The organism is Pseudomonas sp. TE3899 (assembly GCF_056279105.1).
The window spans coordinates 4,578,909-4,599,037 of sequence record NZ_JBWBQR010000001.1 but is presented as its reverse complement, the minus strand read 5'-3'; the positions used below and the strand labels follow the sequence as shown (position 1 = coordinate 4,599,037).

Here is a 20,129-nt window from a genome sequence, read left to right as displayed (position 1 = left end):
CTTGCAACTCTTAATCGGAGATTAAGCCCATGGCGTTAGCCAAACGCATCATCCCTTGCCTGGACGTGGACAACGGCCGGGTCGTCAAAGGTGTGAAGTTCGAGAACATCCGCGACGCCGGTGACCCGGTGGAAATCGCCCGTCGCTATGACGAGCAGGGTGCCGATGAGATTACCTTTCTCGACATCACCGCCAGCGTCGATGGCCGCGACACCACGCTGCATACCGTCGAGCGCATGGCCAGCCAGGTGTTTATCCCGCTGACCGTGGGCGGTGGCGTGCGTACCGTGCAGGACATTCGCAACTTGCTGAATGCCGGCGCGGACAAGGTGTCGATCAACACCGCCGCCGTGTTCAACCCGGAATTCGTTGGCGAAGCGGCGCAGCATTTCGGCTCGCAATGCATCGTCGTCGCCATCGACGCGAAGAAGGTGTCACTGCCGGGCGAAACCCCTCGCTGGGAAATCTTCACCCACGGTGGCCGCAAGCCGACCGGCCTCGACGCCGTCGAGTGGGCGAAGAAGATGGAAGGCCTGGGCGCTGGTGAAATCCTCCTGACCAGCATGGACCAGGATGGCATGAAGAACGGCTTCGACCTGGGTGTTACCCGTGCGATCAGCGATGCGCTGGGCATTCCGGTGATCGCTTCCGGCGGTGTCGGTAACCTGCAACATCTGGCTGACGGCATTATCGAAGGCCACGCCAGTGCGGTGCTGGCGGCGAGTATTTTCCACTTCGGCGAATACACCGTGCAGGAAGCCAAGGCTTACATGGCCCATCGCGGCATCGTGATGCGCTAAAACCCATACAGGCCAGTGGACAGCATGGCGGGCTCAGGGCACTCTTGGGCACGCCATGGATTTCGGTAGCCCGACATGCTCAAACGTTTTCTTCTTGTCCTCGCCAGCGCTTCTCTGTTGCTCATCAACGCAGCCCGCGCCGAAGAAAGTCCCGCCACCGACCTGGTGCTGCTGACGGAAAACTTCCCGCCCTACAACATGGCGAAGAACGGCAAGAACTTCGCTCAGGACGAGAACATCAATGGCATCGCCGTGGACATCGTCCGCGAGATGTTCAAACGCGCCAACATCACCTACAGCCTGACCCTGCGTTTCCCCTGGGAGCGCATCTATAAGATCGCCCTGGAAAAACCCGGTTACGGCGTGTTTGTCATGGCGCGGCTGCCGGATCGCGAAAAGCTTTTCAAGTGGGTCGGCCCCATCGGCCCGGATGACTGGATCATGTTGGCCAAGGCTGACAGCAAGATCACCCTCGATACCCTGGAGCAGGCGCGCAAGTACAAGATCGGCGCCTACAAGGGCGACGCGATTGCCGAGACCCTGGCCAAGCAAGGCTTGAAGCCGATTGTGGTGCTACGGGATCAGGACAATGCGAAGAAGCTGGTGAGCGGGCAGATCGATCTGTGGGCCACCGGCGACCCGGCCGGGCGTTATCTGGCCCGCCAGGACGGCGTGACCGGGCTCAAGACCGTACTGCGCTTCAACAGCGCCGAGTTGTATCTGGCGCTGAATAAAGACGTGCCGGATGAGACCGTGGCCAAGTTGCAAGCGGCGCTGGACCAGTTGCGCAAGGAAGGCGTGGTTGACGAGATCATGGCGAAGTATCTCTGACTATTGGCTGCCCGTTCCCACGCTCCCGCGTGGTAACGCCGCCCGTGACGCTCTGCGTCACAGTGGACGCGGAGCGTCCATGGCTGCATTCCCACGCAGAGCGTGGGAGCGATCGTGTTTCAGCGGTACACGCCATCTCTGATCGTTCCCACGCTCCCGCGTGGTAACGCCTCCCGTGACGCTCTGCGTCACAGTGGACGCGGAGCATCCATGGCTGCATTCCCACGCAGAGCGTGGGAACGATCGTGTTTCAGCGGTACACGCCATCTTTTCCATGCGCAGCCGTCGCCCGATTGCTGCGCACACTGATCATCATTTTGATGTTGATCCAGTCAATCCCCAGAGCCTTCAGCTTCGGTAACTCACGTTCCAGCACCGCCAGTGTCTGCGGATACGGATGCCCGATCATCACCGCCGAACCCTGTTTGTGTGCGAGGCTGATCGCCGTCTGTAGCTGAGTGAAGATCGCCGCTTCCGTGCGTTCGTCATCGAGAAACACATCCCGCGAAACGCTCGCCAATCCGATCCTCTGTGCTTCAGCCGCGCCCACGGTTTGCGCGCTGGTGCGGCTGTCGACGAAGAATTTGTGCCGGCGCTGCAAGTCCGCCATCAGCCAGGCCATGGCCGGTTGTTGCGCGGTCATGCGGCTGCCCATGTGGTTGTTGATGCCGGCGGTGTACGGCACAGCCTTGAACGCCGCGTTGAGGCGTTTCTCCAGTTCTTCGATAGGCAGGTCAGGATGCCAGGCGAACGGGCCGGTGGCCGGGTCCATGGGCATGTGAAGAATGACGATCTTGCCGGCGCGATGGGCTTCGCGGGCGAATTCGGCGGCGTGGGGTGTGTCGGGCATGATCGCCGTCGTCACCGGGCCGGGCAGGGCGAGCACGCGACGATCCCGGGGCAGGTTCTGCCCCAGGTCATCGATGATCAGTGTCAGGTAGGCCTTGTGTGGCGTTGGCTTGGCGGGTTCCGCGTGAGCAGCACCCGCCAGGCAGCACACCAGAGCGAGGATCAACCGCAGGCGCATCTCAGCGGCCGGAGGTGATGCTCAGCCCTTTGAGCAGGCTCAGGGCCTGGGCCAGTTGGTAATCGTCATCCTGCGGCATCGCCTTGGCTTTGCTGCTGGACGTCGGCTTGTCGGCGCCGCCGTTGCCATTGCCCAAGTGACCTTGCAGATCGGCTTCCTTGAAGTACTCGCCGTCCTGCTCGTTGGTGATTTTGGCCTTGCGCACTTCGATGTCCGGGACGATGCCCTGGGCCTGGATCGAGCGACCGTTCGGCGTGTAATACAGCGCCGTGGTGATCTTCAGGGCGCGGTCGTTATTCAGCGGCAGCACGGTTTGTACCGAGCCTTTGCCGAAACTCGTGGTGCCCATGACCACTGCGCGTTTCTGATCCTGCAAGGCGCCGGCGACGATTTCCGACGCCGAGGCGCTGCCGCCGTTGATCAGTGCGACCATCGGCACGGCTTCGCTTTCGTCCTTGCCGGTGGCGGAGAAGCGCAGCTCGGAGTTGGCGATGCGGCCTTTGGTGTAGACGATCAGGCCCTTGGTGATGAAGTGATCGACCACTTCCACTGCTGCTTGCAGCACGCCGCCCGGGTTGTTGCGCAGGTCGAGGATGATGCCGTTGAGCTTCTTGCCATTGTCCTTGCGCAACTTTGCCAGGGCCTTGGAGACCTCTTCGCCGGTCTTGACCTGGAACTGGGTGATACGGATGTAGCCGTAGCCCGATTCCAGCAGCTGCGCCTTGACGCTCTTGACTTGGATGGTGGCGCGGGTCAGCACCACGTCGAAAGGTGTGCCGCCATCGCGGACCAGGGTCAGGGTGATTTTCTGGCCGATCTTGCCGCGCATCTTGTCCACGGCTTCGGTCATGCTCTGGCCGCGGGTCGGGGCGCCGTTGATCTTGACGATGAAGTCGCCAGCCTGGATGCCGGCCTTGGAGGCCGGGGTGTCATCGATCGGCGACACCACTTTAATGAAACCGTCCTCGGCACCGACTTCGATGCCCAGCCCACCGAATTCGCCGCTGGTGCTTTCCTGCAGCTCGGCGAAATCTTCCGGGCCCAGGTAGGCGGAGTGCGGGTCGAGGTTGCTGAGCATGCCCTTGATGGCATTTTCCAGCAGGGTCTTGTCATCGACCGGTTCGACATAGGCAGCCTTGATCCGGTCCATGACCTCGGCAAAGGTGCGCAACTCGTCCAGAGGCAATGGCGCCTTGGTGGTCGCAGCCGTGCCCGCAGGTGCAGGCGCTGGCGCCGTTGCCGGGGCAGGCTGAGCGGCAAACGCCAGAGGCGCGCCGATCACCAGGGCGATCGTCAGGGCCAGCGAGGTAAGGCGGGACAAATGCAGCATGTCGAACGAACTCCTAATGTAGGTGACTCAACGCCTATCCTTGCGCGCGGCACCATTGCGCCGGATCACTCGGGTGACCCTGCTGACGAATTGCGAAATACAGCGCCGGTGTGTCCTGCCCGCCGCTGTTACCGACAGTGGAGATGGACTCACCGGCTTTAACCACATCACCCGCAGACTTGAGCAGCGTCTGGTTGTGACCATAAAGACTCAAGAAACCGTTGCCGTGGTCCAGAATCACCAGCAGCCCCGCGCCGCGCAACCAATCGGCGAACACCACGCGACCACCGTGCACGGCATGCACCTGGCTGCCGGCGGAGGCGCTGATCATCACCCCATCCCACTTGGTCCGGGCATCATCGCCGCGGCTTTCGCCGAAGCGCGCCAACAGTCGACCATCAACCGGCCATGGAAGTTTGCCGCGGGCTGAAGCAAATGCGCCGCCGAAGGTCTCGCCTGAACTTGAAACCAGCGCGCCGGGTGTCGATTTAGGCGGTTTGCGTGGGGCATCAGTGTTGGCGTCGGCCTGTTCCTGAGCCTCACGTAAACGCTTTTTTTCGGCTTCCTGCTGGGCGATCAGCGCTTTTTGCCGCGCTTCTTCTGCCTCACGGGCCTGACGGGCCAGGGTTTCTTCAATGGTTTTAAGGACTTTAGACAGGTCTGCCTGATCCTGCTCGCGGGTGGCGAGCTTCTGATCGCGCGCCTTGACGTCGTCGTTGAGCTTGGCCAGGACTTTCTGCCGTTCCTGACGGACTTTGTCGAGTTCGTCGCGCTGGCTGTCGAGGCTACTTTTCTGCACCAGCAACTGCGCCTGTTGCATGGAGATGTCTTTTTCGACATTGGCCAGTTGGCGCAGGGTTTCGTTGAAATTCTTCAGCTGCTCCAGGCGGGCCTGGCTCAGGTAGTCGTAATAGGTGAGGGTGCGGGCGAATTTTTCCGGGTTCTGCTGGTTGAGCAGCAGTTTCAGGTACTCCTGACGGCCATTCTGATAGGCCGCGCGGGCCTGGATGGCGATCAGTCGCTGCTGTTCAATGCGCGCGCTCTGGAGTTTTTTTTTCTCACCATCGAGTCGCTGCAGCTCGGATTCGCTTTTCTTCAGCTCTTTTTGCAGAGCGTCGACCTGCTTCTCCAGCTTGCCCATCTCGGTCTCGGTGCCCTTGAGATCCTTTTGCACACCGGATTTTTCTTCCTGGAGCTTGCCCAGCAGTTTTTTCAGCTCGGCAATGTCCTGACGCGTGGCGTCCAACTGTTGTTGGGTTTGCGCGCGCTCGTCAGCAAAGGCCGGTTGGAGCAGGCAAGTCAGAGCAAGGGCTATCAGGACGCGAAGCATAGAGGCGGGCGACACCAGGGAAAGGGACGGCCTAGTATGCCCGCCAAGCGCCGCAAAAAAAACGCCTCAAAGGCAACTGCTTTGAGGCGTTCGTCATAAAAAGCCGTTTCGGGCTGTTTATAAGGGGCTTTTACGCTCAGACCAGGATCGAAGTGCCCGTCATTTCGGCCGGCTTCGCAAGGCCCATCAACATCAGCATGGTCGGCGCCACGTCCGCCAGCACGCCGCCATCGCGCACCTTGAAGTCACGCTTGCCGACATAAATGAACGGCACCGGCTCGGTGGTGTGGGCGGTGTGGGCCTGGTGGGTTTCTTCGTCGGACATTTTCTCGCAGTTGCCGTGGTCGGCGGTGATCAGCGCTTCGCCGCCGACTTTATCCAGGGCATCGACGATGCGCCCGACGCACAGGTCCAGGCATTCCACGGCTTTGATCGCGGCTTCAAGGTTACCGCTGTGGCCGACCATGTCGCCGTTGGCGTAGTTGACCACGATCACGTCATAACGCTGGTTGTCGATGGCGTCGACGATGCGGTCGGTGACTTCCGGGGCGCTCATCTCCGGCTGCAAGTCATAGGTAGCGACTTTTGGCGACGGGATCAAGATGCGTTCTTCGCCCGGGAACGGTTCTTCACGGCCGCCGGAGAAGAAGAAAGTTACGTGGGCATATTTTTCGGTTTCGGCGATGCGCAGTTGGGTCTTGCCGTTCTTCGCCAGGTAGTCGCCCAGCACGTTTTCCAGGCTGCCGGCGGCGAAGGCCGAAGGCGCAGGAATGCTCGCGGCGTATTGGGTCAGCATCACGAAGCCTGCCAGTTTCGGCTGGCGCGCACGTTCGAATTCCTTGAAGCCGTCCTCGACGAACACGCGGGTCAGTTCGCGGGCGCGGTCGGCGCGGAAGTTCATGAACACCACGGCGTCGCCGTCTTCGACTTTCACCGGCTCGCCGATGGAAGTGGCTTTGACGAATTCGTCACTCTCGCCACGTTCGTAAGCGGCTTGCAGGCCTTCCTGAGCGGTGGCGGCGTTGAATTCGCCCTTGCCGTCGACAATCAGGTTGTAGGCCTGGGCTACACGGTCCCAGCGATTGTCGCGGTCCATGGCGAAATAACGGCCGACAATGCTGGCGATCCGGCCTTTGCCGAGGGCCTGGAAGGTCGCGTCGAGCAGTTCGATGGACGACTGCGCGCTTTTCGGCGGCGTGTCGCGACCATCAAGGAAGGCGTGCAGGTAGATTTTTTCGGCGCCGCGCTTGAAGGCCAGTTCGGCCATGGCGACCAGGTGATCCTGATGGCTGTGCACGCCGCCGTCAGACAGCAGGCCCATGAAGTGCACGGCTTTGCCGGCGGCCACGGCTTTATCCACGGCGGCGCAGATGGTCGGGTTCTCGAAGAACTCGCCGTCGCGGATCGATTTGGTCACGCGGGTGAAGTCCTGATACACCACGCGACCGGCCCCGAGGTTCATGTGGCCGACTTCGGAGTTGCCCATCTGGCCATCGGGCAAGCCGACGTCCATGCCGCTGCCCGAGATCAGGCCGTTCGGCACGGTGGCCGACAGACGGTCCAGAACGGGCTTCCTGGCCGAGTACACGGCGTTGGCTTCGTGGCTCTCACTGTGACCGAAGCCATCGAGAATAATCAGGACCAAAGGTTTAGGCGTGGTAGTCATGGATTCCACTCGTGGCTGAGTTAAAAAGAGGGCGATGGAAAAGGGAGTGGCAGTTTAAAGCGAAGTTCCGACCGCGTCACCGCCGGACGGGGTTTGGCCCGCCATAGGGGCTGTGTATACTGGCCCACTTTTCACGCCCTGGAACCACCTTAAATGCTTGATCACCTGATTGCATTTGCCACCACCCACTATTTGCTGGCCGGTATTTTCGTTGTTCTGCTGGCTCTGCTGATCGCCCATGAGATGAAAGGCGGCGGTCGTAGCCTGAGCACCGGTGAACTGACCGGGCTGGTCAACAAGGACGCAGGCGTGGTGATCGACATCCGTTCGGCCAAGGATTTCGCCGCCGGCCATATCGTTGGCGCGCTGAACATTCCTCACGACAAACTGACTGCTCGTGTCGGCGAACTGAACAAGCACAAGGACAAGACCATCATCCTGGTCGACGCCCAAGGCCAGACCGCTGGCACCCACGCCCGCGAACTCTTGAAAGCCGGTTTCAACGCCGCCAAGCTGTCCGGCGGGATTTCCAGCTGGAAAGGCGACAACCTGCCGTTGGTGAAGTGAGATGAACAACGTCGTCGTCTATTCCAGCGATTACTGCCCTTACTGCTCGCGAGCCAAGTACCTGCTCGAGAACAAAGGCGTGGCCTTCGAAGAGATCAAGGTCGATGGCAAGCCGCAGGTGCGCGCCGCGATGGCTCAGAAGGCCGGACGCACGTCCGTGCCGCAGATCTGGATCGGCGAGCGCCACATCGGCGGTTGTGATGATTTGTTTGCCCTTGAGCGCGCGGGTAAGCTCGACGCCATGCTCAAGGCCTAGTGCCTCCCTATAAGACCCAAGATCAGAAAGGATCTGAGATGACTGACCAACAGAACACTGCAGCTAGCGAAGAAGAAAACGCACCGCAATTCTCCTTGCAGCGCATCTACGTACGTGACTTGTCCTTCGAAGCCCCGAAAAGCCCGGCGATCTTCCGCCAGCAGTGGGAACCGAGCGTCGGTCTGGATCTGAATACCCGTCAAAAGGCCCTGGAAGGCGACTTCCACGAAGTCGTGCTGACCTTGTCCGTGACCGTGAAAAACGGTGAGAACGGCGAAGTGGCGTTCATCGCTGAAGTGCAACAGGCCGGGATCTTCCTGATCAAGAACCTGGACGACGCCTCGATGAGCCACACCCTCGGCGCGTTCTGCCCGAACATCCTGTTCCCGTACGCTCGCGAAACCCTGGACAGCCTGGTGACCCGTGGTTCGTTCCCGGCTCTGATGCTGGCTCCGGTGAACTTCGACGCGCTGTACGCACAAGAACTGCAACGCATGCAGGCCTCGGGCGAAACCCCGACTGTGCAATAAGCGTTCGATGCCGTAACGAAAAAAGCGCCGTAACAGGCGCTTTTTTCATGGGCGGGATGAAACGGCGGCGGATTTGATCGTTCCCACGCTCCGCGTGGGAATGCTTCTAGGGACGCTCCGCGTCCAGTGACGCGGAGCGTCACGGGCTGCATTCCCATGCAGAGCGTGGGAACGATCAGGTCGCAGGGTTACTTGAAACCCAATTGACGCCAGCCTTCATACACCGCGACAGCCACGGTGTTCGACAGGTTCAGGCTGCGGCAGCCTTCGCGCATCGGCAGGCGCAGGCGTTGTTCGCCGGGCAGGGCGTCGAGCACGTCGGCGGGCAGGCCACGGCTTTCCGGGCCGAACAGGAAGGCGTCGCCCTCGGCGAAGCTGGCATCATGGAACGGTCGCGAGCCCTTGGTGGTGAACGCGAACAGCCGTGGATGGCCCAGGCTTTCCAGGCAGCTGGCGAGGTCGGCGTGGCGTTGCAGGGTGGCGTACTCGTGGTAATCGAGGCCGGCCCGGCGCAGGCGCTTGTCGTCCATCTCGAAGCCCAACGGCTCGATCAAATGCAGGTGGCAGCCACTGTTGGCGCACAGCCTGATAACGTTGCCGGTATTCGGCGGAATTTCTGGTTGGAAAAGGATGACGTGAAACATGCACGGCTCCGAAGGTAAAGATGAGCGGCATTCTACGCCGCCCGTGGACAACCGTTCGAAACTATTCCCGCGGGTGATCGGTTCGCTGGCGATTGTCGGGATGATGGTCGGGCTGATGATCGGTCGCCTGACCACTCCCGACCCCAGCGAATTGCAGCAGGTCGAGGTCACCGGCGATGGGTTGGTGGTGTGGTTCAACAACGAACCCAAGACCCACGGCGAGGTTGTGGACGGCAGCGTTGCGTTGCTGTTTGAGGCTGAAGGCAAGGCGCAGAAAGGCCAACTCAAGGTCAACGGCAAAGACGTGAACTGGCGCGTGCGGTTGAGTGATGGGGGGTTGTTGCTGACGGTGGTGGCGGCCCGGCCACTGCTGGGCGAGTGGGCCGGTCGCGAGGTCGACGACCGCTGGCGGCTGGAGATCCATCTCCGGGAGCAATAAAAGAGGGAATCCCCGGCCTGCCTGTACCAAGGTTCCCAAAACGGCAGGGACTCGCGCATTGCGTGCAAGTCCCGGTGTAAAGAAGGAACCCCTGACCTGCCTGTATCAAGGGCCCCAAAACGGGTTGGGCTCGTCGCCAGTGCGGTGTGAGCCCGATGTAAAGATGGGAATCCCCGGCCTGCCTGTACCAAGGTCCCCGAAACCGGGTAGTGAACTGAATCACTGAATGGACTATTGCAGGGGGCGTGCCAGGTTTTAATAAAATGAAACACAAAGCCGTGTTAAAGCGCTGAAAGCCCCGTTATCCGGGGCTTTGCCATTTTTGTAAGTTGGGTTTCATTGCGAGGGAAGGCGGGATTTGAGATCGGTCGCCGTGCGCGATTGCGGTTCACGGTGCATTGCGGCGGTGCACGATGGGCCCGCGAACACAATGATTGATCGTTCCCACGCTCTGCGTGGGAATGCCTCAATGGACGCTCTGCGTCCGCTTTGGGACGCGGAGCGTCCCGGGCTGCATTCCCACGCGGAGCGTGGGAACGATCAAGATTTAAAGGCTGTTTAACCCTCTTCCGCCTCATCATCATCCCCACCATCAACCTTCATCCCCAATTCCTTGATCTTGCGCGTCAGGGTATTGCGCCCCCAACCCAGCAAAACCGCAGCATCGCGGCGGCGGCCGGCGGTGTGTTTGAGGGCGGTTTCGATCATGATCCGCTCGAACGCCGGCACGGCGCTGTCGAGCAGGCTCGACTGGCCGCGAGCCAGTGCCTGATCAGCCCACTGGCGCAGCGCTTGCTCCCAGTTGGTCACCGGCGCCGAGTCCTGCGGCAGGTTCAGCAACTCCGGTGGCAGGTCGCTGATGTGCACTTCGCGACCCGAAGCCATCACCGTGATCCAGCGGCAGGTGTTCTCCAACTGACGCACGTTGCCGCCCCACGGCAGGTTCTTCAGGTATTCCTCGGTCTCGCTTTTGAGCAGCTTCGGCTCCACCGCCAGTTCTTGCGCGGCGCGGCTGAGGAAGTGCTTGGCCAGGGTCGGGATGTCTTCGCGACGGTCCGACAGCCGTGGGATGTGAATGCGGATCACGTTGAGGCGGTGGAACAAGTCCTCACGGAATTTCCCGGCGTGGACCAGGGTTTCCAGGTTCTGGTGGGTCGCAGCGATGATGCGCACATCGACCTTCACCGGCGTATGACCGCCGACGCGGTAAAACTCGCCGTCAGCCAGCACCCGCAGCAAACGGGTCTGGGTGTCCGCCGGCATGTCGCCGATTTCATCGAGGAACAGCGTGCCGCCGTCCGCCTGCTCAAAACGCCCGCGACGCAGGTTGGCCGCGCCAGTGAACGCGCCTTTCTCATGGCCGAACAGCTCGGATTCCATCAGATCCTTGGGGATCGCCGCCATGTTCAACGCAATGAACGGCGACGCCGCCCGAGGGCTGTGGCGGTGCAGGGCGTGGGCCACCAATTCTTTACCGGTGCCGGATTCGCCGTTGATCAGCACGGTGATGTTGGAGTGGCTCAAGCGCCCGATGGCACGAAACACTTCCTGCATCGCCGGCGCTTCACCGATGATTTCCGGGGTGCGGGTCAACGCGACCGGGACTTCCAGGCCTTGCTGTTCCTGAGCGTGCTGGTTGGCGCGCTTGACCAGGGACACCGCTTCATCGACATCAAAGGGTTTTGGCAGGTATTCGAACGCGCCGCCCTGATACGAGGCCACCGCGCTGTCGAGGTCGGAGTGGGCGGTCATGATGATGACCGGCAGCCGTGGGTGTTGTTCGCGAATCCGCGCCAGAAGGTCCAGGCCACTGGCACCCGGCATGCGGATGTCGGAGATGATCACGTCCGGCTGCTGGCGCGCCAGGCGGCTCATCACACCATCGGCGCTGTCGAAGCTTTGCGTGGTCATGCCTTCTTGCTGCAAGGCCTTTTCCAGGACCCAACGGATAGAACGGTCGTCATCGACGATCCACACGGTTTCACTACGGCTCATGTCGATGTGGCTCCTTGTTCCAGTGGCAGAAAGATCGAGAACGTGGTGTGGCCTGGGTGGCTGTCACACTCGATCAGGCCCTGGTGCTGGCTGATGATGTTCTGGGTAATGGCCAGGCCCAGCCCGGTACCGTCCGGGCGGCCGCTGACCATGGGAAAGAAGATGGTTTCCTGCAACTCCGCAGGGATGCCAGGGCCGTTGTCGATGATCTCGATCTTGGTCACCAGGCGATGGCGCACATGGCCGATGGTGAACTGGCGCATGGCGCGGGTGCGCAGGCTGATGCGGCCCAGGCGCAGTTCGTTCTGGCTGCTGATGGCCTGCATTGCGTTGCGCACGATATTGAGGACGGCCTGAATCATCTGTTCGCGGTCGATCAGGACGTCGGGAATGCTCGGGTCGTAGTCGCGCACCAAGGTGATGCAGCCCTGGCTTTCGGCCTCGACCAACTGACTGACCCGCTCCAGCACCTCGTGAATGTTGCACATGGCCAGGGACGGCAGCTTGTTCGAGCCAAGCATGCGGTCCACCAGGTTTCGCAGGCGGTCGGCTTCTTCGATGATCACGTTGGTGTAGTCGCGCAGGCTTTCTTCCGGCAGCTCACGGGCTAGCAGTTGTGCGGCGCCGCGAATCCCGCCCAGCGGGTTCTTGATTTCGTGAGCGAGGCCGCGCACCAGCATCTTGCTGGTTTCCTGCTTCGACAGCTGCGCCTCTTCCTTGGTGATGCGCAGCAAGCGGTCACGGGGATGCACTTCCAGCAACAGCATCGTGTCGCCATTGCTCAGGATCGGCGTGACCGCGTAATCGACGGTCAGGGTCTGGCCGGTCAGGGCGGTGAGCATCGCTTCGCGCTTGGTGAACGGGTGCGCCTGCTCGACCGCCTGGCGCAGGGAATTCAGCGCTTCGGTGGATTCGGTGAACAACTCACTGATGAACTGCCCATGGCTGCGCTGGCCGCTGATGGCCAGGAGCATCTCCGCCGCCGGGTTCATGTACTCGAGGCGCAGTTCGGCGTCGAGCAGGATGGTGGCGGTGGTCAGGTTGTCGAGTAATAGCCGATGCAGTGCGTCGCTAATGGTCATCCGGACCTCTTTTGGAGCAGGGGCGCGCCCATGAACTGAGCGCTGATGCGGGGAAAATGCAAAAACCAAACCAAAGCTCCGAAAAGAAGCGTTTAAGGCCTGAAACGGGCGTTTAGCGCTCGATCGCGTGGCGTTCTGCCAGCTTTCGCGGGTACTTTCGAACCAAAATGGGTTTCGATGTGGGTACGGTGCAACCGATTGCACCAATATAGTGCGCAAAGCTGAACGAGGTTAGAAGAACTTCAGGAAGGGGTTTTTTTCTTCAGGAGGTTTGTCTTTGAGCGGACATTCCGGCCGTTGGCCGTAGTCGGTGAGGGTGCAGGGCTTGACCTGGCGCTTCTGCGCCAGCGAGATGCGCAGCATGTGGAAGGGTTGATTGGCCGTGCGCTCGACGGTGCGACCCTGTTCGTCGAGGATTTCTACCGACAGGTTGTGACTGCCACGGTCGAGATTGCTCAGGGCGAACACCGGACTGAGGCCCGGCTCGGCGGTGGGCTGGCCGTCGAGTAGCAAACGGTAGCGATGCCCCGGTTGCAGGCCGGGTTCGCTGGTAACGCTGACAATCACCTCGCCGGCGCTGCTGCGGATTGTCGCGTCGGGTTCTGGCACCAGTACGCGCAGCATGTCGTAGTGGAACGGCGGTTTTACTTCGGACTTTTGTGCGGCGATCACCGGCGCTGCCTTGGTCGGGTTGGCCGACATGCGATTGCTGGTGGCCAGCGGCACACGCTTGGCGTTGCCGGGGCGCGGTTGATCGGTGAAGACCCGATTGCCCTGGGCGTCGACGTAGGTATAGACGTCAGCCATCGCTGTCAGGCTGCTGAACAAAAGCAGTGCGCCCATCAGCCAGCGGCTCAAGGCGTATGCACCCGCTGCACGGTGAAGGTCACGCTGGGGCTTTGCTGGATGACGTCCTCTCCGCTGATCACCTGGACCGCGAGGCTGTGTTCGCCGCGATCCACATTCACCAGTTGCAGGATCGGCACGTTGCTCGGCTGGCCATAAGGCTGCTCGTCCAGCAACAACCGGAACTGATGCGGGCCTTGCAGGCGCGGCTTGATCAGCACATTGACGGTGAAGGTGCCGTTGTTGGCGCGCAGGGCTTCGGTGGTGGGCAGGCCCGTCAACTCCAGCACCTCGTAGGCGTGGCGGGGTTGTTCACGGCTGCTGGCCTCGACGGGAGCGGCGGGCGGCGCCGAGGGCGCGACGCTGTTGAGCGGCGGCAACTCCACCGGCTGCGCTTTGACGCCATCGGGCGGTTGATTGCTGTAGGCGGTGTTGCCGTTGGCGTCGGTGTACTTATAGATCTGCGCTGCGGCGGGCAGGGCGATCAACAGCAGCATCAGGAGAAAACCACGACCCATAAAAATCGACCGGAAGCGAAGGCGTTGGGTTGCAGCATAGGTCAGGGCTGGCGATAGACCCAAGTTGTAAACATCTTGGAATGGAAAAGCAGGATTGATCGTTCCCATGCTCTGCGTGGGAATGCCTCAAGGGACGCTCCGCGTCCAGTGACGCGGAGCGTCACGGGCTGCATTCCCACGCGGAGCGTGGGAACGATCACCAACAGGGCGATCAGGTAAACGAGCGCCCACAAAAAAGGCCTCCCGAAGGAGGCCTCTTTTTGTCACGCCGCGTAGCGCAGCGCTACCGGATCAGCAGCTGTAGTACAGCTCATATTCCAGTGGGTGTACGAAGGTGCGGACCTTGATTTCTTCTTCGCTTTTCAGAGCGATGTAAGCGTCGATGAAGTCGTCGGAGAATACGCCGCCTTTGGTCAGGAACGCGCGACCCTTGTCCAGCTCTTCCAGGGCTTCTTTCAGGCTGCCGCAAACTTGTGGGATCTCTTTCGCCTCTTCAGGCGGCAGGTCGTACAGGTTTTTGTCAGCTGCGTCGCCAGGGTGGATCTTGTTCTGGATGCCGTCCAGGCCAGCCATCAACAGTGCAGCGAAGCCCAGGTATGGGTTGGCTGCCGGATCCGGGAAGCGGGCTTCGATACGGCGAGCGCGAGGGCTGGACACGTAAGGAATACGGATCGAAGCGGAACGGTTGCGCGCCGAGTAGGCCAGCATTACCGGAGCTTCGAAACCTGGGACCAGACGCTTGTAGGAGTTGGTCGACGGGTTGGTGAAGCCGTTCAGGGCCTTACCGTGCTTGATGATGCCGCCGATGAAGTACAGGGCGGTGTCGGACAGGCCGGCATAACCTTCGCCAGCGAAGGTGTTCTTGCCATCTTTGGCGATGGACAGGTGAACGTGCATACCCGAACCGTTATCGCCGTACAGAGGCTTAGGCATGAAGGTCGCGGTGCGGCCGTAAGCCACAGCTACGTTGTGCACGCAGTACTTGAGGGTCTGAACTTCGTCAGCCTTGGCGACCAGGGTGTTGAACTTCACACCGATTTCGTTCTGGCCGGCAGTCGCCACTTCGTGGTGGTGAACTTCGATGACCAGGCCCATTTCTTCCATGGCGTTGCACATGGAGGTACGGATTTCGTGGTCGTGGTCGAACGGAGGCACCGGGAAGTAGCCGCCTTTGATACCTGGACGGTGGCCGTGGTTACCGCCTTCGATGTCCTGGTCGGACATCCACGAACCCTGTTCGGAGAAGATTTTGAACATCGAGCCGGAGATGTCGGACTTGAACTTCACCTGGTCGAAGATGAAGAACTCAGGCTCTGGACCTACGAATACGGTGTCGCCGATACCGGTCGACTTCAGGTATTCCTCGGCACGCTTGGCGATCGCACGCGGGTCGCGATCGTAGCCTTGCATGGTCGAAGGCTCGATGACGTCGCAAACGATGATCAGCGTTGGGTCTTCGGTGAACGGGTCGAGAACGGCAGTGCTGTCGTCCGGCAGCAGGATCATGTCGGAGGCTTCGATGCCTTTCCAGCCAGCGATGGAGGAACCGTCGAACATTTTGCCTTCTTCGAAGAAAGCTTCATCCAGCGCATCGCGAGCCGGCATGGTCACGTGGTGCTGAGTGCCTTTGGTGTCCGTGAAGCGCAGATCAATCCACTTGACGTCATGATCTTTGATGAGTTGAACCGACTTCGACATAGTGTCCTCCGGGTGGCTTCGGGCTTAGTAGTGGATGCCCTTAGAATGTGGGTGATGCCGGCGCGAATACTCTGCCAAGGCAACCTGCCTCACAAGGGAGCAAATTGCATGCCAGTGCCCCACCATGGGTTTTTTGCCCCAATTTCACGCTTATAGAGGTGCAAAGCGTCGCAAAGCTGAAATAAGCGCCCTGTAATGTAGCGTCTATTTCCACAAATGACCCGTTTTGGTGCGCGCGAAACCTTCTGCATATTAACTGGTTAAACCTTGAGCAATTTCCGCTATAATCCGCGCCCCCCTTTTTCGGCTGGCCCAGCGCGCGCTGTTTTCATGAAACTAATCGTAAAAGTCTTTCCCGAGATCACCATCAAGAGCCGCCCGGTACGGATGCGTTTCATCCGCCAGTTGGCCAAGAACATCCGTGCCGTGCTCCGCGATCTGGACCCGGCTGTGGTGGTGAACGGTGTGTGGGACAACCTCGAGCTGGAAACCCGCGTCACTGAGCCCCGGGCCCTGAAGGAGATGACCGAGCGCCTGAGCTGCATGCCGGGCATCGCGCATTTCCTGCAGGTCGACGAATACCCGCTGGGTGACTTCGACGACATCGTGGCCAAGTGCAAAGCGCACTACGGCGATGCCTTGGCCGGGAAGATCTTTTCGGTGCGCTGCAAGCGCGGCGGGCACCACACCTTCACGTCCATGGACGTGGAGAAATACGTCGGCAGCCAGCTGCGTCGTCAGTGCGGCGCCGCCGGGATTTCCCTGAAAGAGCCGGAAATCGAAGTTCGCATCGAAATTCGCGACCAACGGTTGTATGTGATCCACAGCCAGCACAACAGCATCGGCGGTTATCCGCTGGGAGCGCTGGAACAGACGCTTGTACTGATGTCCGGCGGCTTTGACTCGACAGTCGCCGCCTACCAGATCATGCGCCGTGGCCTGATGAGCCATTTCTGCTTCTTTAACCTGGGCGGCAGGGCCCATGAACTGGGCGTCATGGAAGTCGCGCACTTCATCTGGAAGAAGTACGGCAGCTCCCAACGCGTGTTATTTGTCAGTGTGCCGTTCGAGGAAGTACTGGGAGAAATTCTCGGGAAAGTCGATAACAGTCATATGGGCGTAGTTTTGAAGCGTATGATGTTGCGCGCTGCATCGAAGATTGCCGATCGGCTCGATATCGATGCGCTGGTCACCGGTGAGGCGATCTCCCAGGTTTCGAGCCAGACGTTGCCGAACCTGTCCCTGATCGACTGTGTGACCGAGAAGCTGGTCTTGCGCCCGCTGATCGCCAGTCACAAGCAGGACATCATCGACCTGGCCAACGAAATCGGCACCGCCGACTTCGCCAAGCACATGCCCGAATACTGCGGGGTCATCTCGGTGAACCCCAAGACCCACGCCAAGCGCAACCGCGTGGAGTACGAAGAACAACAGTTCGACATGGCGGTCCTCGAGCGTGCGCTCGAAAACGCCAAACTGGTGCCGATCGATCGCGTGATCGACGAATTGGGCCAGGACTTGCAGATCGAAGAAGTCAGCGAAGCTCTGGCGGGCCAGATCATCATCGACATCCGTCACCCGGATGCCGCTGAAGACGAGCCGCTGGAACTGGCTGGCATTGAGGTACAGACGATGCCGTTTTATGCATTGAACGCTCGTTTCAAGGAACTGGACCCTACTCGCCAGTACCTGCTGTATTGCGACAAAGGCGTGATGAGTCGCCTGCATGCCCACCATTTGCTCAGTGAGGGGCATGCCAATGTGCGCGTTTATCGACCGAGCTAAGTGCCCGGGGCTGTTTGCCTGTGGCCTGCGTCACCGGCCCCCCGACGCCGCCGTCAAGCTGTAACGGCTTTGCCGGACTCTACTGTTAATCGCTGCCAAGACTTGTCAGCACACCGAATCCTCTGATCGAGATACACAAGTGATCGAAAATCTACGCAACATCGCCATCATTGCTCACGTTGACCATGGTAAAACCACCCTGGTAGACAAACTCTTGCGTCAATCCGGCACCCTGGAGCGCAACGAGCTCAACGACGAGCGCGTGATGGACTCCAACGACCAGGAGAAAGAGCGCGGTATTACCATTCTGGCGAAAAACACCGCCATCAACTGGAACGGCTACCACATCAACATCGTGGACACCCCGGGCCACGCCGACTTCGGCGGCGAAGTTGAACGCGTAATGTCGATGGTTGACTCCGTTCTGCTGCTGGTTGACGCTCAAGACGGCCCTATGCCGCAAACCCGTTTCGTGACCAAGAAGGCTTTCGAAGCCGGCCTGCGTCCAATCGTGGTGATCAACAAGGTCGACCGTCCAGGCGCGCGTCCGGACTGGGTTCTGGACCAGATCTTCGACCTGTTCGACAACCTCGGTGCTACCGAAGAACAGCTGGACTTCAAAGTCGTCTACGCCTCGGCCCTGAACGGCATTGCCGGTCTGGAACACACCGACATGGCTGAAGACATGACCCCGCTGTACCAGTCGATCGTCGACAACGTACCAGCACCGAAAGTTGACCGTGACGGTCCGTTCCAGATGCAAATCTCGGCACTGGACTACAACAGCTTCCTGGGCATCATCGGCGTTGGCCGTATCGCTCGTGGTCGCGTCAAGCCGAACACCCAGGTTGTGGCGATCGATGCCGACGGCAAGCGCCGTAACGGCCGTATCCTGAAGCTGATGGGTCACCACGGTCTGCACCGTGTCGACGTTGACGAAGCAGCTGCCGGCGACATCGTCTGCATCAGCGGCTTCGATTCGCTGTTCATCTCCGACACTCTGTGCGACCCACTGAACGTTGAAGCGATGAAGCCGCTGACCGTTGACGAACCAACCGTTTCGATGACCTTCCAGGTTAACGACTCGCCGTTCTGCGGCCGTGAAGGCAAGTTCGTCACCAGCCGTAACATCAAAGAGCGTCTGGACAAAGAACTGCTCTACAACGTTGCCCTGCGCGTTGAAGAAGGCGACACCGCCGACAAGTTCAAAGTCTCCGGCCGTGGTGAGCTGCACCTCTCGGTACTGATCGAAACCATGCGTCGCGAAGGCTTCGAAATGGGTGTTGGTCGTCCGGAAGTGATCATCCGTATGGTTGACGGCGTTAAGCACGAACCGTACGAAAACGTGACCATCGACCTGCCAGAAGAATCGCAAGGTTCGATCATGGAACAGATCGGTATCCGTAAAGGCGACCTGACCAACATGGTTCCGGATGGCAAGGGCCGTGTGCGCCTTGAGTACAACATCCCGGCTCGTGGCTTGATCGGTTTCCGTAACGAGTTCCTGACCCTGACCTCCGGTGCAGGCATCCTGACCTCGATCTTCGACCGTTACGACGTGATGAAGTCCGGCGACATGTCCGGCCGTCAGAACGGCGTGCTGGTTTCGGTGGCTACCGGTAAGGCGCTGACTTACTCGCTGGAAACCCTGCAAGCTCGCGGCAAACTGTTCCTGGGTCACGGCGAAGACGTGTACGAAGGTCAAATCGTCGGCATCAACAGCCGCGACAACGACCTGGGCGTCAACCCAACCAAAGGCAAGAAGCTCGACAACATGCGTGCCTCGGGTAAAGACGAAACCATCGCTCTGGTTCCGCCTATCCGTTTCACCCTGGAACAAGCGCTGGAATTCGTTCAAGAAGACGAATTGTGCGAAGTCACTCCTAAGTCCATCCGTCTTCGCAAGAAGATCCTGGGCGAAAGCGAGCGTACCCGCGCTGCCAAGAAGTCCGGTAACTGAGTTACTTAGTTAGCTGACAAAAAAACGCCCCCGACCGCAAGGTCGGGGGCGTTTTTGTTTGTCTGGCGGAAGATGATCGTTCCCACGCTCTGCGTGGGAATGCCTCAATGGACGCTCCGCGTCCGCTTTGGGACGCAGAGCGTCCCGGGCTGCATGCCCACGCGGAGCGTGGGAACGATCATCGGGCAGTGAGATTGCGGATCAGAATTTCTCGAGGGTACGCCGGCTCTCGCTGCTCTCACGCGCCACTGCTTTGGGCTTGTAAGCGCAATACCCCGGCCGCGGCCCGATTTTCGGGTGGTTGCGGCAAGTATCCGGGCGCTTTTCATAAATAGTGCACAGACGGCTCTTACGATCCAGGTACAGGCAATCGTTGTTGCTCATGCGCTGGAGAGTGAAGATCTCGGACTTCTGGTTGTAACGCTCGACGATCCCTTCCTTCTGCAAGCGCTTGGCGATGTTCTTCGCCGGCTCGCCACGTTCGAACTCGTCGACGATGCCGATGCGGATCAGATCCTTGATCTTGACCTCGACCGGCAAGGTGCAGCAGCTCGACACGCAGGAACCGCACATCGGGGCAGAATATTTGGCCCAGGTATCGAGGCGGTCGATCTCCGCGGCGGCGATCAGGTTGGACTTCATCATCGGTTGTTACCAGCGTGTGCATCAGGGCGCGCGATCATACCGGGACTGGTGGATTTTTGAACAACCTTTCGCCAGTTTTTTTCTGAAAGGCCCCATAAACACCGTTAATCCGGCACGGCCCCTGCATTGATTCAGGCACGTGCCAATGTAATGCCGACCTATCTCGCACTATCAGGAAAA

The 20,129-nt window shown here is 60.1% G+C and carries 19 protein-coding genes; 8 read left to right on the top strand and 11 right to left on the bottom strand.

Annotated elements, in window-relative coordinates:
• Window positions 1-29 precede the first annotated feature (29 nt).
• Together hisF and ACZ89E_RS20895 are read left to right on the top strand one after the other, a co-directional pair.
• Entirely contained in the window at window positions 30-800 is a 771-nt protein-coding gene (gene hisF, locus ACZ89E_RS20900) for an imidazole glycerol phosphate synthase subunit HisF (protein ID WP_121731627.1), read from the top strand.
• 75 nt (window positions 801-875) lie between these two features.
• Entirely contained in the window at window positions 876-1,631 is a 756-nt protein-coding gene (locus ACZ89E_RS20895) for a substrate-binding periplasmic protein (protein ID WP_476256362.1), read from the top strand.
• A gap of 250 nt (window positions 1,632-1,881) precedes the next feature.
• Here ACZ89E_RS20895 and ACZ89E_RS20890 read toward each other — a convergent pair whose 3' ends face one another.
• The 4 genes from ACZ89E_RS20890 to gpmI all read right to left on the bottom strand — a co-directional run bounded on the left by ACZ89E_RS20890 (window position 1,882) and on the right by gpmI (window position 6,984).
• Complete coding sequence (locus ACZ89E_RS20890) at window positions 1,882-2,658, bottom strand: divergent polysaccharide deacetylase family protein (RefSeq protein ID WP_476256361.1); 777 nt, start codon at window positions 2,656-2,658, stop codon at window positions 1,882-1,884.
• Window position 2,659: 1 nt separating this feature from the next.
• Window positions 2,660-3,988 (bottom strand): S41 family peptidase, encoded by a 1,329-nt coding sequence (locus ACZ89E_RS20885; RefSeq protein WP_149659104.1) that lies wholly within the window; start codon window positions 3,986-3,988, stop codon window positions 2,660-2,662.
• A gap of 34 nt (window positions 3,989-4,022) precedes the next feature.
• Entirely contained in the window at window positions 4,023-5,318 is a 1,296-nt protein-coding gene (locus ACZ89E_RS20880; RefSeq protein WP_123402605.1) for a murein hydrolase activator EnvC family protein, read from the bottom strand.
• 136 nt (window positions 5,319-5,454) lie between these two features.
• Window positions 5,455-6,984 carry a 2,3-bisphosphoglycerate-independent phosphoglycerate mutase gene (gpmI, locus tag ACZ89E_RS20875; RefSeq protein WP_149659105.1) on the bottom strand — a complete coding sequence of 510 codons (1,530 nt, stop codon included), beginning with the start codon at window positions 6,982-6,984 and terminating at the stop codon, window positions 5,455-5,457.
• A 153-nt stretch (window positions 6,985-7,137) separates the two neighbouring features.
• On the opposite strand from gpmI, the gene ACZ89E_RS20870 reads away from it, so the two are divergent.
• The 3 genes from ACZ89E_RS20870 to secB are packed head-to-tail and all read left to right on the top strand — an operon-like array spanning window position 7,138 to window position 8,337.
• Entirely contained in the window at window positions 7,138-7,551 is a 414-nt protein-coding gene (locus tag ACZ89E_RS20870; RefSeq protein ID WP_149659106.1) for a rhodanese-like domain-containing protein, read from the top strand.
• A gap of 1 nt (window position 7,552) precedes the next feature.
• A complete protein-coding gene (gene grxC, locus ACZ89E_RS20865) occupies window positions 7,553-7,807 on the top strand; it encodes a glutaredoxin 3 (protein ID WP_149659107.1) in 255 nt (84 codons plus the stop codon).
• A 38-nt stretch (window positions 7,808-7,845) separates the two neighbouring features.
• Window positions 7,846-8,337 carry a protein-export chaperone SecB gene (gene secB / locus ACZ89E_RS20860; protein ID WP_149659108.1) on the top strand — a complete coding sequence of 164 codons (492 nt, stop codon included), beginning with the start codon at window positions 7,846-7,848 and terminating at the stop codon, window positions 8,335-8,337.
• 188 nt (window positions 8,338-8,525) lie between these two features.
• Here the strand turns inward: secB and ACZ89E_RS20855 are convergent, their stop codons facing one another.
• Complete coding sequence (locus tag ACZ89E_RS20855; protein ID WP_133837827.1) at window positions 8,526-8,981, bottom strand: tRNA (cytidine(34)-2'-O)-methyltransferase; 456 nt, start codon at window positions 8,979-8,981, stop codon at window positions 8,526-8,528.
• Between ACZ89E_RS20855 and ACZ89E_RS20850 the strand changes: the two genes are divergently transcribed.
• Window positions 8,980-9,420: a hypothetical protein gene (locus tag ACZ89E_RS20850; RefSeq protein WP_463259137.1), complete on the top strand. Its 441-nt coding sequence runs from the start codon at window positions 8,980-8,982 to the stop codon at window positions 9,418-9,420. The genes ACZ89E_RS20855 and ACZ89E_RS20850 overlap by 2 nt on opposite strands.
• Window positions 9,421-9,978: 558 nt before the next feature.
• On the opposite strand, the gene ntrC is transcribed toward ACZ89E_RS20850, so the two are convergent.
• The 5 genes from ntrC to glnA form a co-directional block, all read right to left on the bottom strand.
• Complete coding sequence (ntrC, locus tag ACZ89E_RS20845) at window positions 9,979-11,415, bottom strand: nitrogen regulation protein NR(I) (RefSeq protein ID WP_133837829.1); 1,437 nt, start codon at window positions 11,413-11,415, stop codon at window positions 9,979-9,981.
• Window positions 11,412-12,497, bottom strand: a complete 1,086-nt coding sequence (glnL, locus tag ACZ89E_RS20840; protein ID WP_149659111.1) for a nitrogen regulation protein NR(II) — start codon at window positions 12,495-12,497, stop codon at window positions 11,412-11,414. Before glnL ends, ntrC begins: the two co-directional genes overlap by 4 nt.
• A 231-nt stretch (window positions 12,498-12,728) precedes the next feature.
• The gene (locus tag ACZ89E_RS20835; protein ID WP_476257066.1) at window positions 12,729-13,340 is read right to left on the bottom strand and encodes a DUF4124 domain-containing protein; all 612 of its coding nucleotides are present in this window, start codon (window positions 13,338-13,340) and stop codon (window positions 12,729-12,731) included.
• 11 nt (window positions 13,341-13,351) lie between these two features.
• Window positions 13,352-13,861 carry a DUF4124 domain-containing protein gene (locus ACZ89E_RS20830; RefSeq protein WP_149659113.1) on the bottom strand — a complete coding sequence of 170 codons (510 nt, stop codon included), beginning with the start codon at window positions 13,859-13,861 and terminating at the stop codon, window positions 13,352-13,354.
• 291 nt (window positions 13,862-14,152) lie between these two features.
• A complete protein-coding gene (gene glnA, locus ACZ89E_RS20825) occupies window positions 14,153-15,559 on the bottom strand; it encodes a glutamate--ammonia ligase (RefSeq protein WP_149659114.1) in 1,407 nt (468 codons plus the stop codon).
• A gap of 330 nt (window positions 15,560-15,889) precedes the next feature.
• Here glnA and thiI point away from each other — a divergent pair, with 330 nt between their 5' ends.
• Window positions 15,890-17,344 (top strand): tRNA uracil 4-sulfurtransferase ThiI, encoded by a 1,455-nt coding sequence (gene thiI, locus ACZ89E_RS20820; protein ID WP_149659115.1) that lies wholly within the window; start codon window positions 15,890-15,892, stop codon window positions 17,342-17,344.
• 139 nt (window positions 17,345-17,483) lie between these two features.
• Window positions 17,484-19,304: a translational GTPase TypA gene (gene typA / locus ACZ89E_RS20815; RefSeq protein ID WP_064675456.1), complete on the top strand. Its 1,821-nt coding sequence runs from the start codon at window positions 17,484-17,486 to the stop codon at window positions 19,302-19,304.
• 201 nt (window positions 19,305-19,505) lie between these two features.
• Here typA and ACZ89E_RS20810 read toward each other — a convergent pair whose 3' ends face one another.
• The gene (locus tag ACZ89E_RS20810; RefSeq protein ID WP_149659274.1) at window positions 19,506-19,946 is read right to left on the bottom strand and encodes a YkgJ family cysteine cluster protein; all 441 of its coding nucleotides are present in this window, start codon (window positions 19,944-19,946) and stop codon (window positions 19,506-19,508) included.
• Window positions 19,947-20,129 lie beyond the last annotated feature (183 nt).

Bases quoted from the DNA above. Each gene is read 5' to 3' on its own strand.
- hisF (WP_121731627.1), top strand. From the start codon at position 30: ATGGCGTTAGCCAAACGCATCATCCCTTGCCTGGACGTGGACAACGGC.
- ACZ89E_RS20895 (WP_476256362.1), top strand. From the start codon at position 876: ATGCTCAAACGTTTTCTTCTTGTCCTCGCCAGCGCTTCTCTGTTGCTC.
- ACZ89E_RS20890 (WP_476256361.1), bottom strand. From the start codon at position 2,658: ATGCGCCTGCGGTTGATCCTCGCTCTGGTGTGCTGCCTGGCGGGTGCT.
- ACZ89E_RS20885 (WP_149659104.1), bottom strand. From the start codon at position 3,988: ATGCTGCATTTGTCCCGCCTTACCTCGCTGGCCCTGACGATCGCCCTG.
- ACZ89E_RS20880 (WP_123402605.1), bottom strand. From the start codon at position 5,318: ATGCTTCGCGTCCTGATAGCCCTTGCTCTGACTTGCCTGCTCCAACCG.
- gpmI (WP_149659105.1), bottom strand. From the start codon at position 6,984: ATGACTACCACGCCTAAACCTTTGGTCCTGATTATTCTCGATGGCTTC.
- ACZ89E_RS20870 (WP_149659106.1), top strand. From the start codon at position 7,138: ATGCTTGATCACCTGATTGCATTTGCCACCACCCACTATTTGCTGGCC.
- grxC (WP_149659107.1), top strand. From the start codon at position 7,553: ATGAACAACGTCGTCGTCTATTCCAGCGATTACTGCCCTTACTGCTCG.
- secB (WP_149659108.1), top strand. From the start codon at position 7,846: ATGACTGACCAACAGAACACTGCAGCTAGCGAAGAAGAAAACGCACCG.
- ACZ89E_RS20850 (WP_463259137.1), top strand. From the start codon at position 8,980: ATGCACGGCTCCGAAGGTAAAGATGAGCGGCATTCTACGCCGCCCGTG.
- ACZ89E_RS20855 (WP_133837827.1), bottom strand. From the start codon at position 8,981: ATGTTTCACGTCATCCTTTTCCAACCAGAAATTCCGCCGAATACCGGC.
- ntrC (WP_133837829.1), bottom strand. From the start codon at position 11,415: ATGAGCCGTAGTGAAACCGTGTGGATCGTCGATGACGACCGTTCTATC.
- glnL (WP_149659111.1), bottom strand. From the start codon at position 12,497: ATGACCATTAGCGACGCACTGCATCGGCTATTACTCGACAACCTGACC.
- ACZ89E_RS20835 (WP_476257066.1), bottom strand. From the start codon at position 13,340: ATGGGCGCACTGCTTTTGTTCAGCAGCCTGACAGCGATGGCTGACGTC.
- ACZ89E_RS20830 (WP_149659113.1), bottom strand. From the start codon at position 13,861: ATGGGTCGTGGTTTTCTCCTGATGCTGCTGTTGATCGCCCTGCCCGCC.
- glnA (WP_149659114.1), bottom strand. From the start codon at position 15,559: ATGTCGAAGTCGGTTCAACTCATCAAAGATCATGACGTCAAGTGGATT.
- thiI (WP_149659115.1), top strand. From the start codon at position 15,890: ATGAAACTAATCGTAAAAGTCTTTCCCGAGATCACCATCAAGAGCCGC.
- ACZ89E_RS20810 (WP_149659274.1), bottom strand. From the start codon at position 19,946: ATGAAGTCCAACCTGATCGCCGCCGCGGAGATCGACCGCCTCGATACC.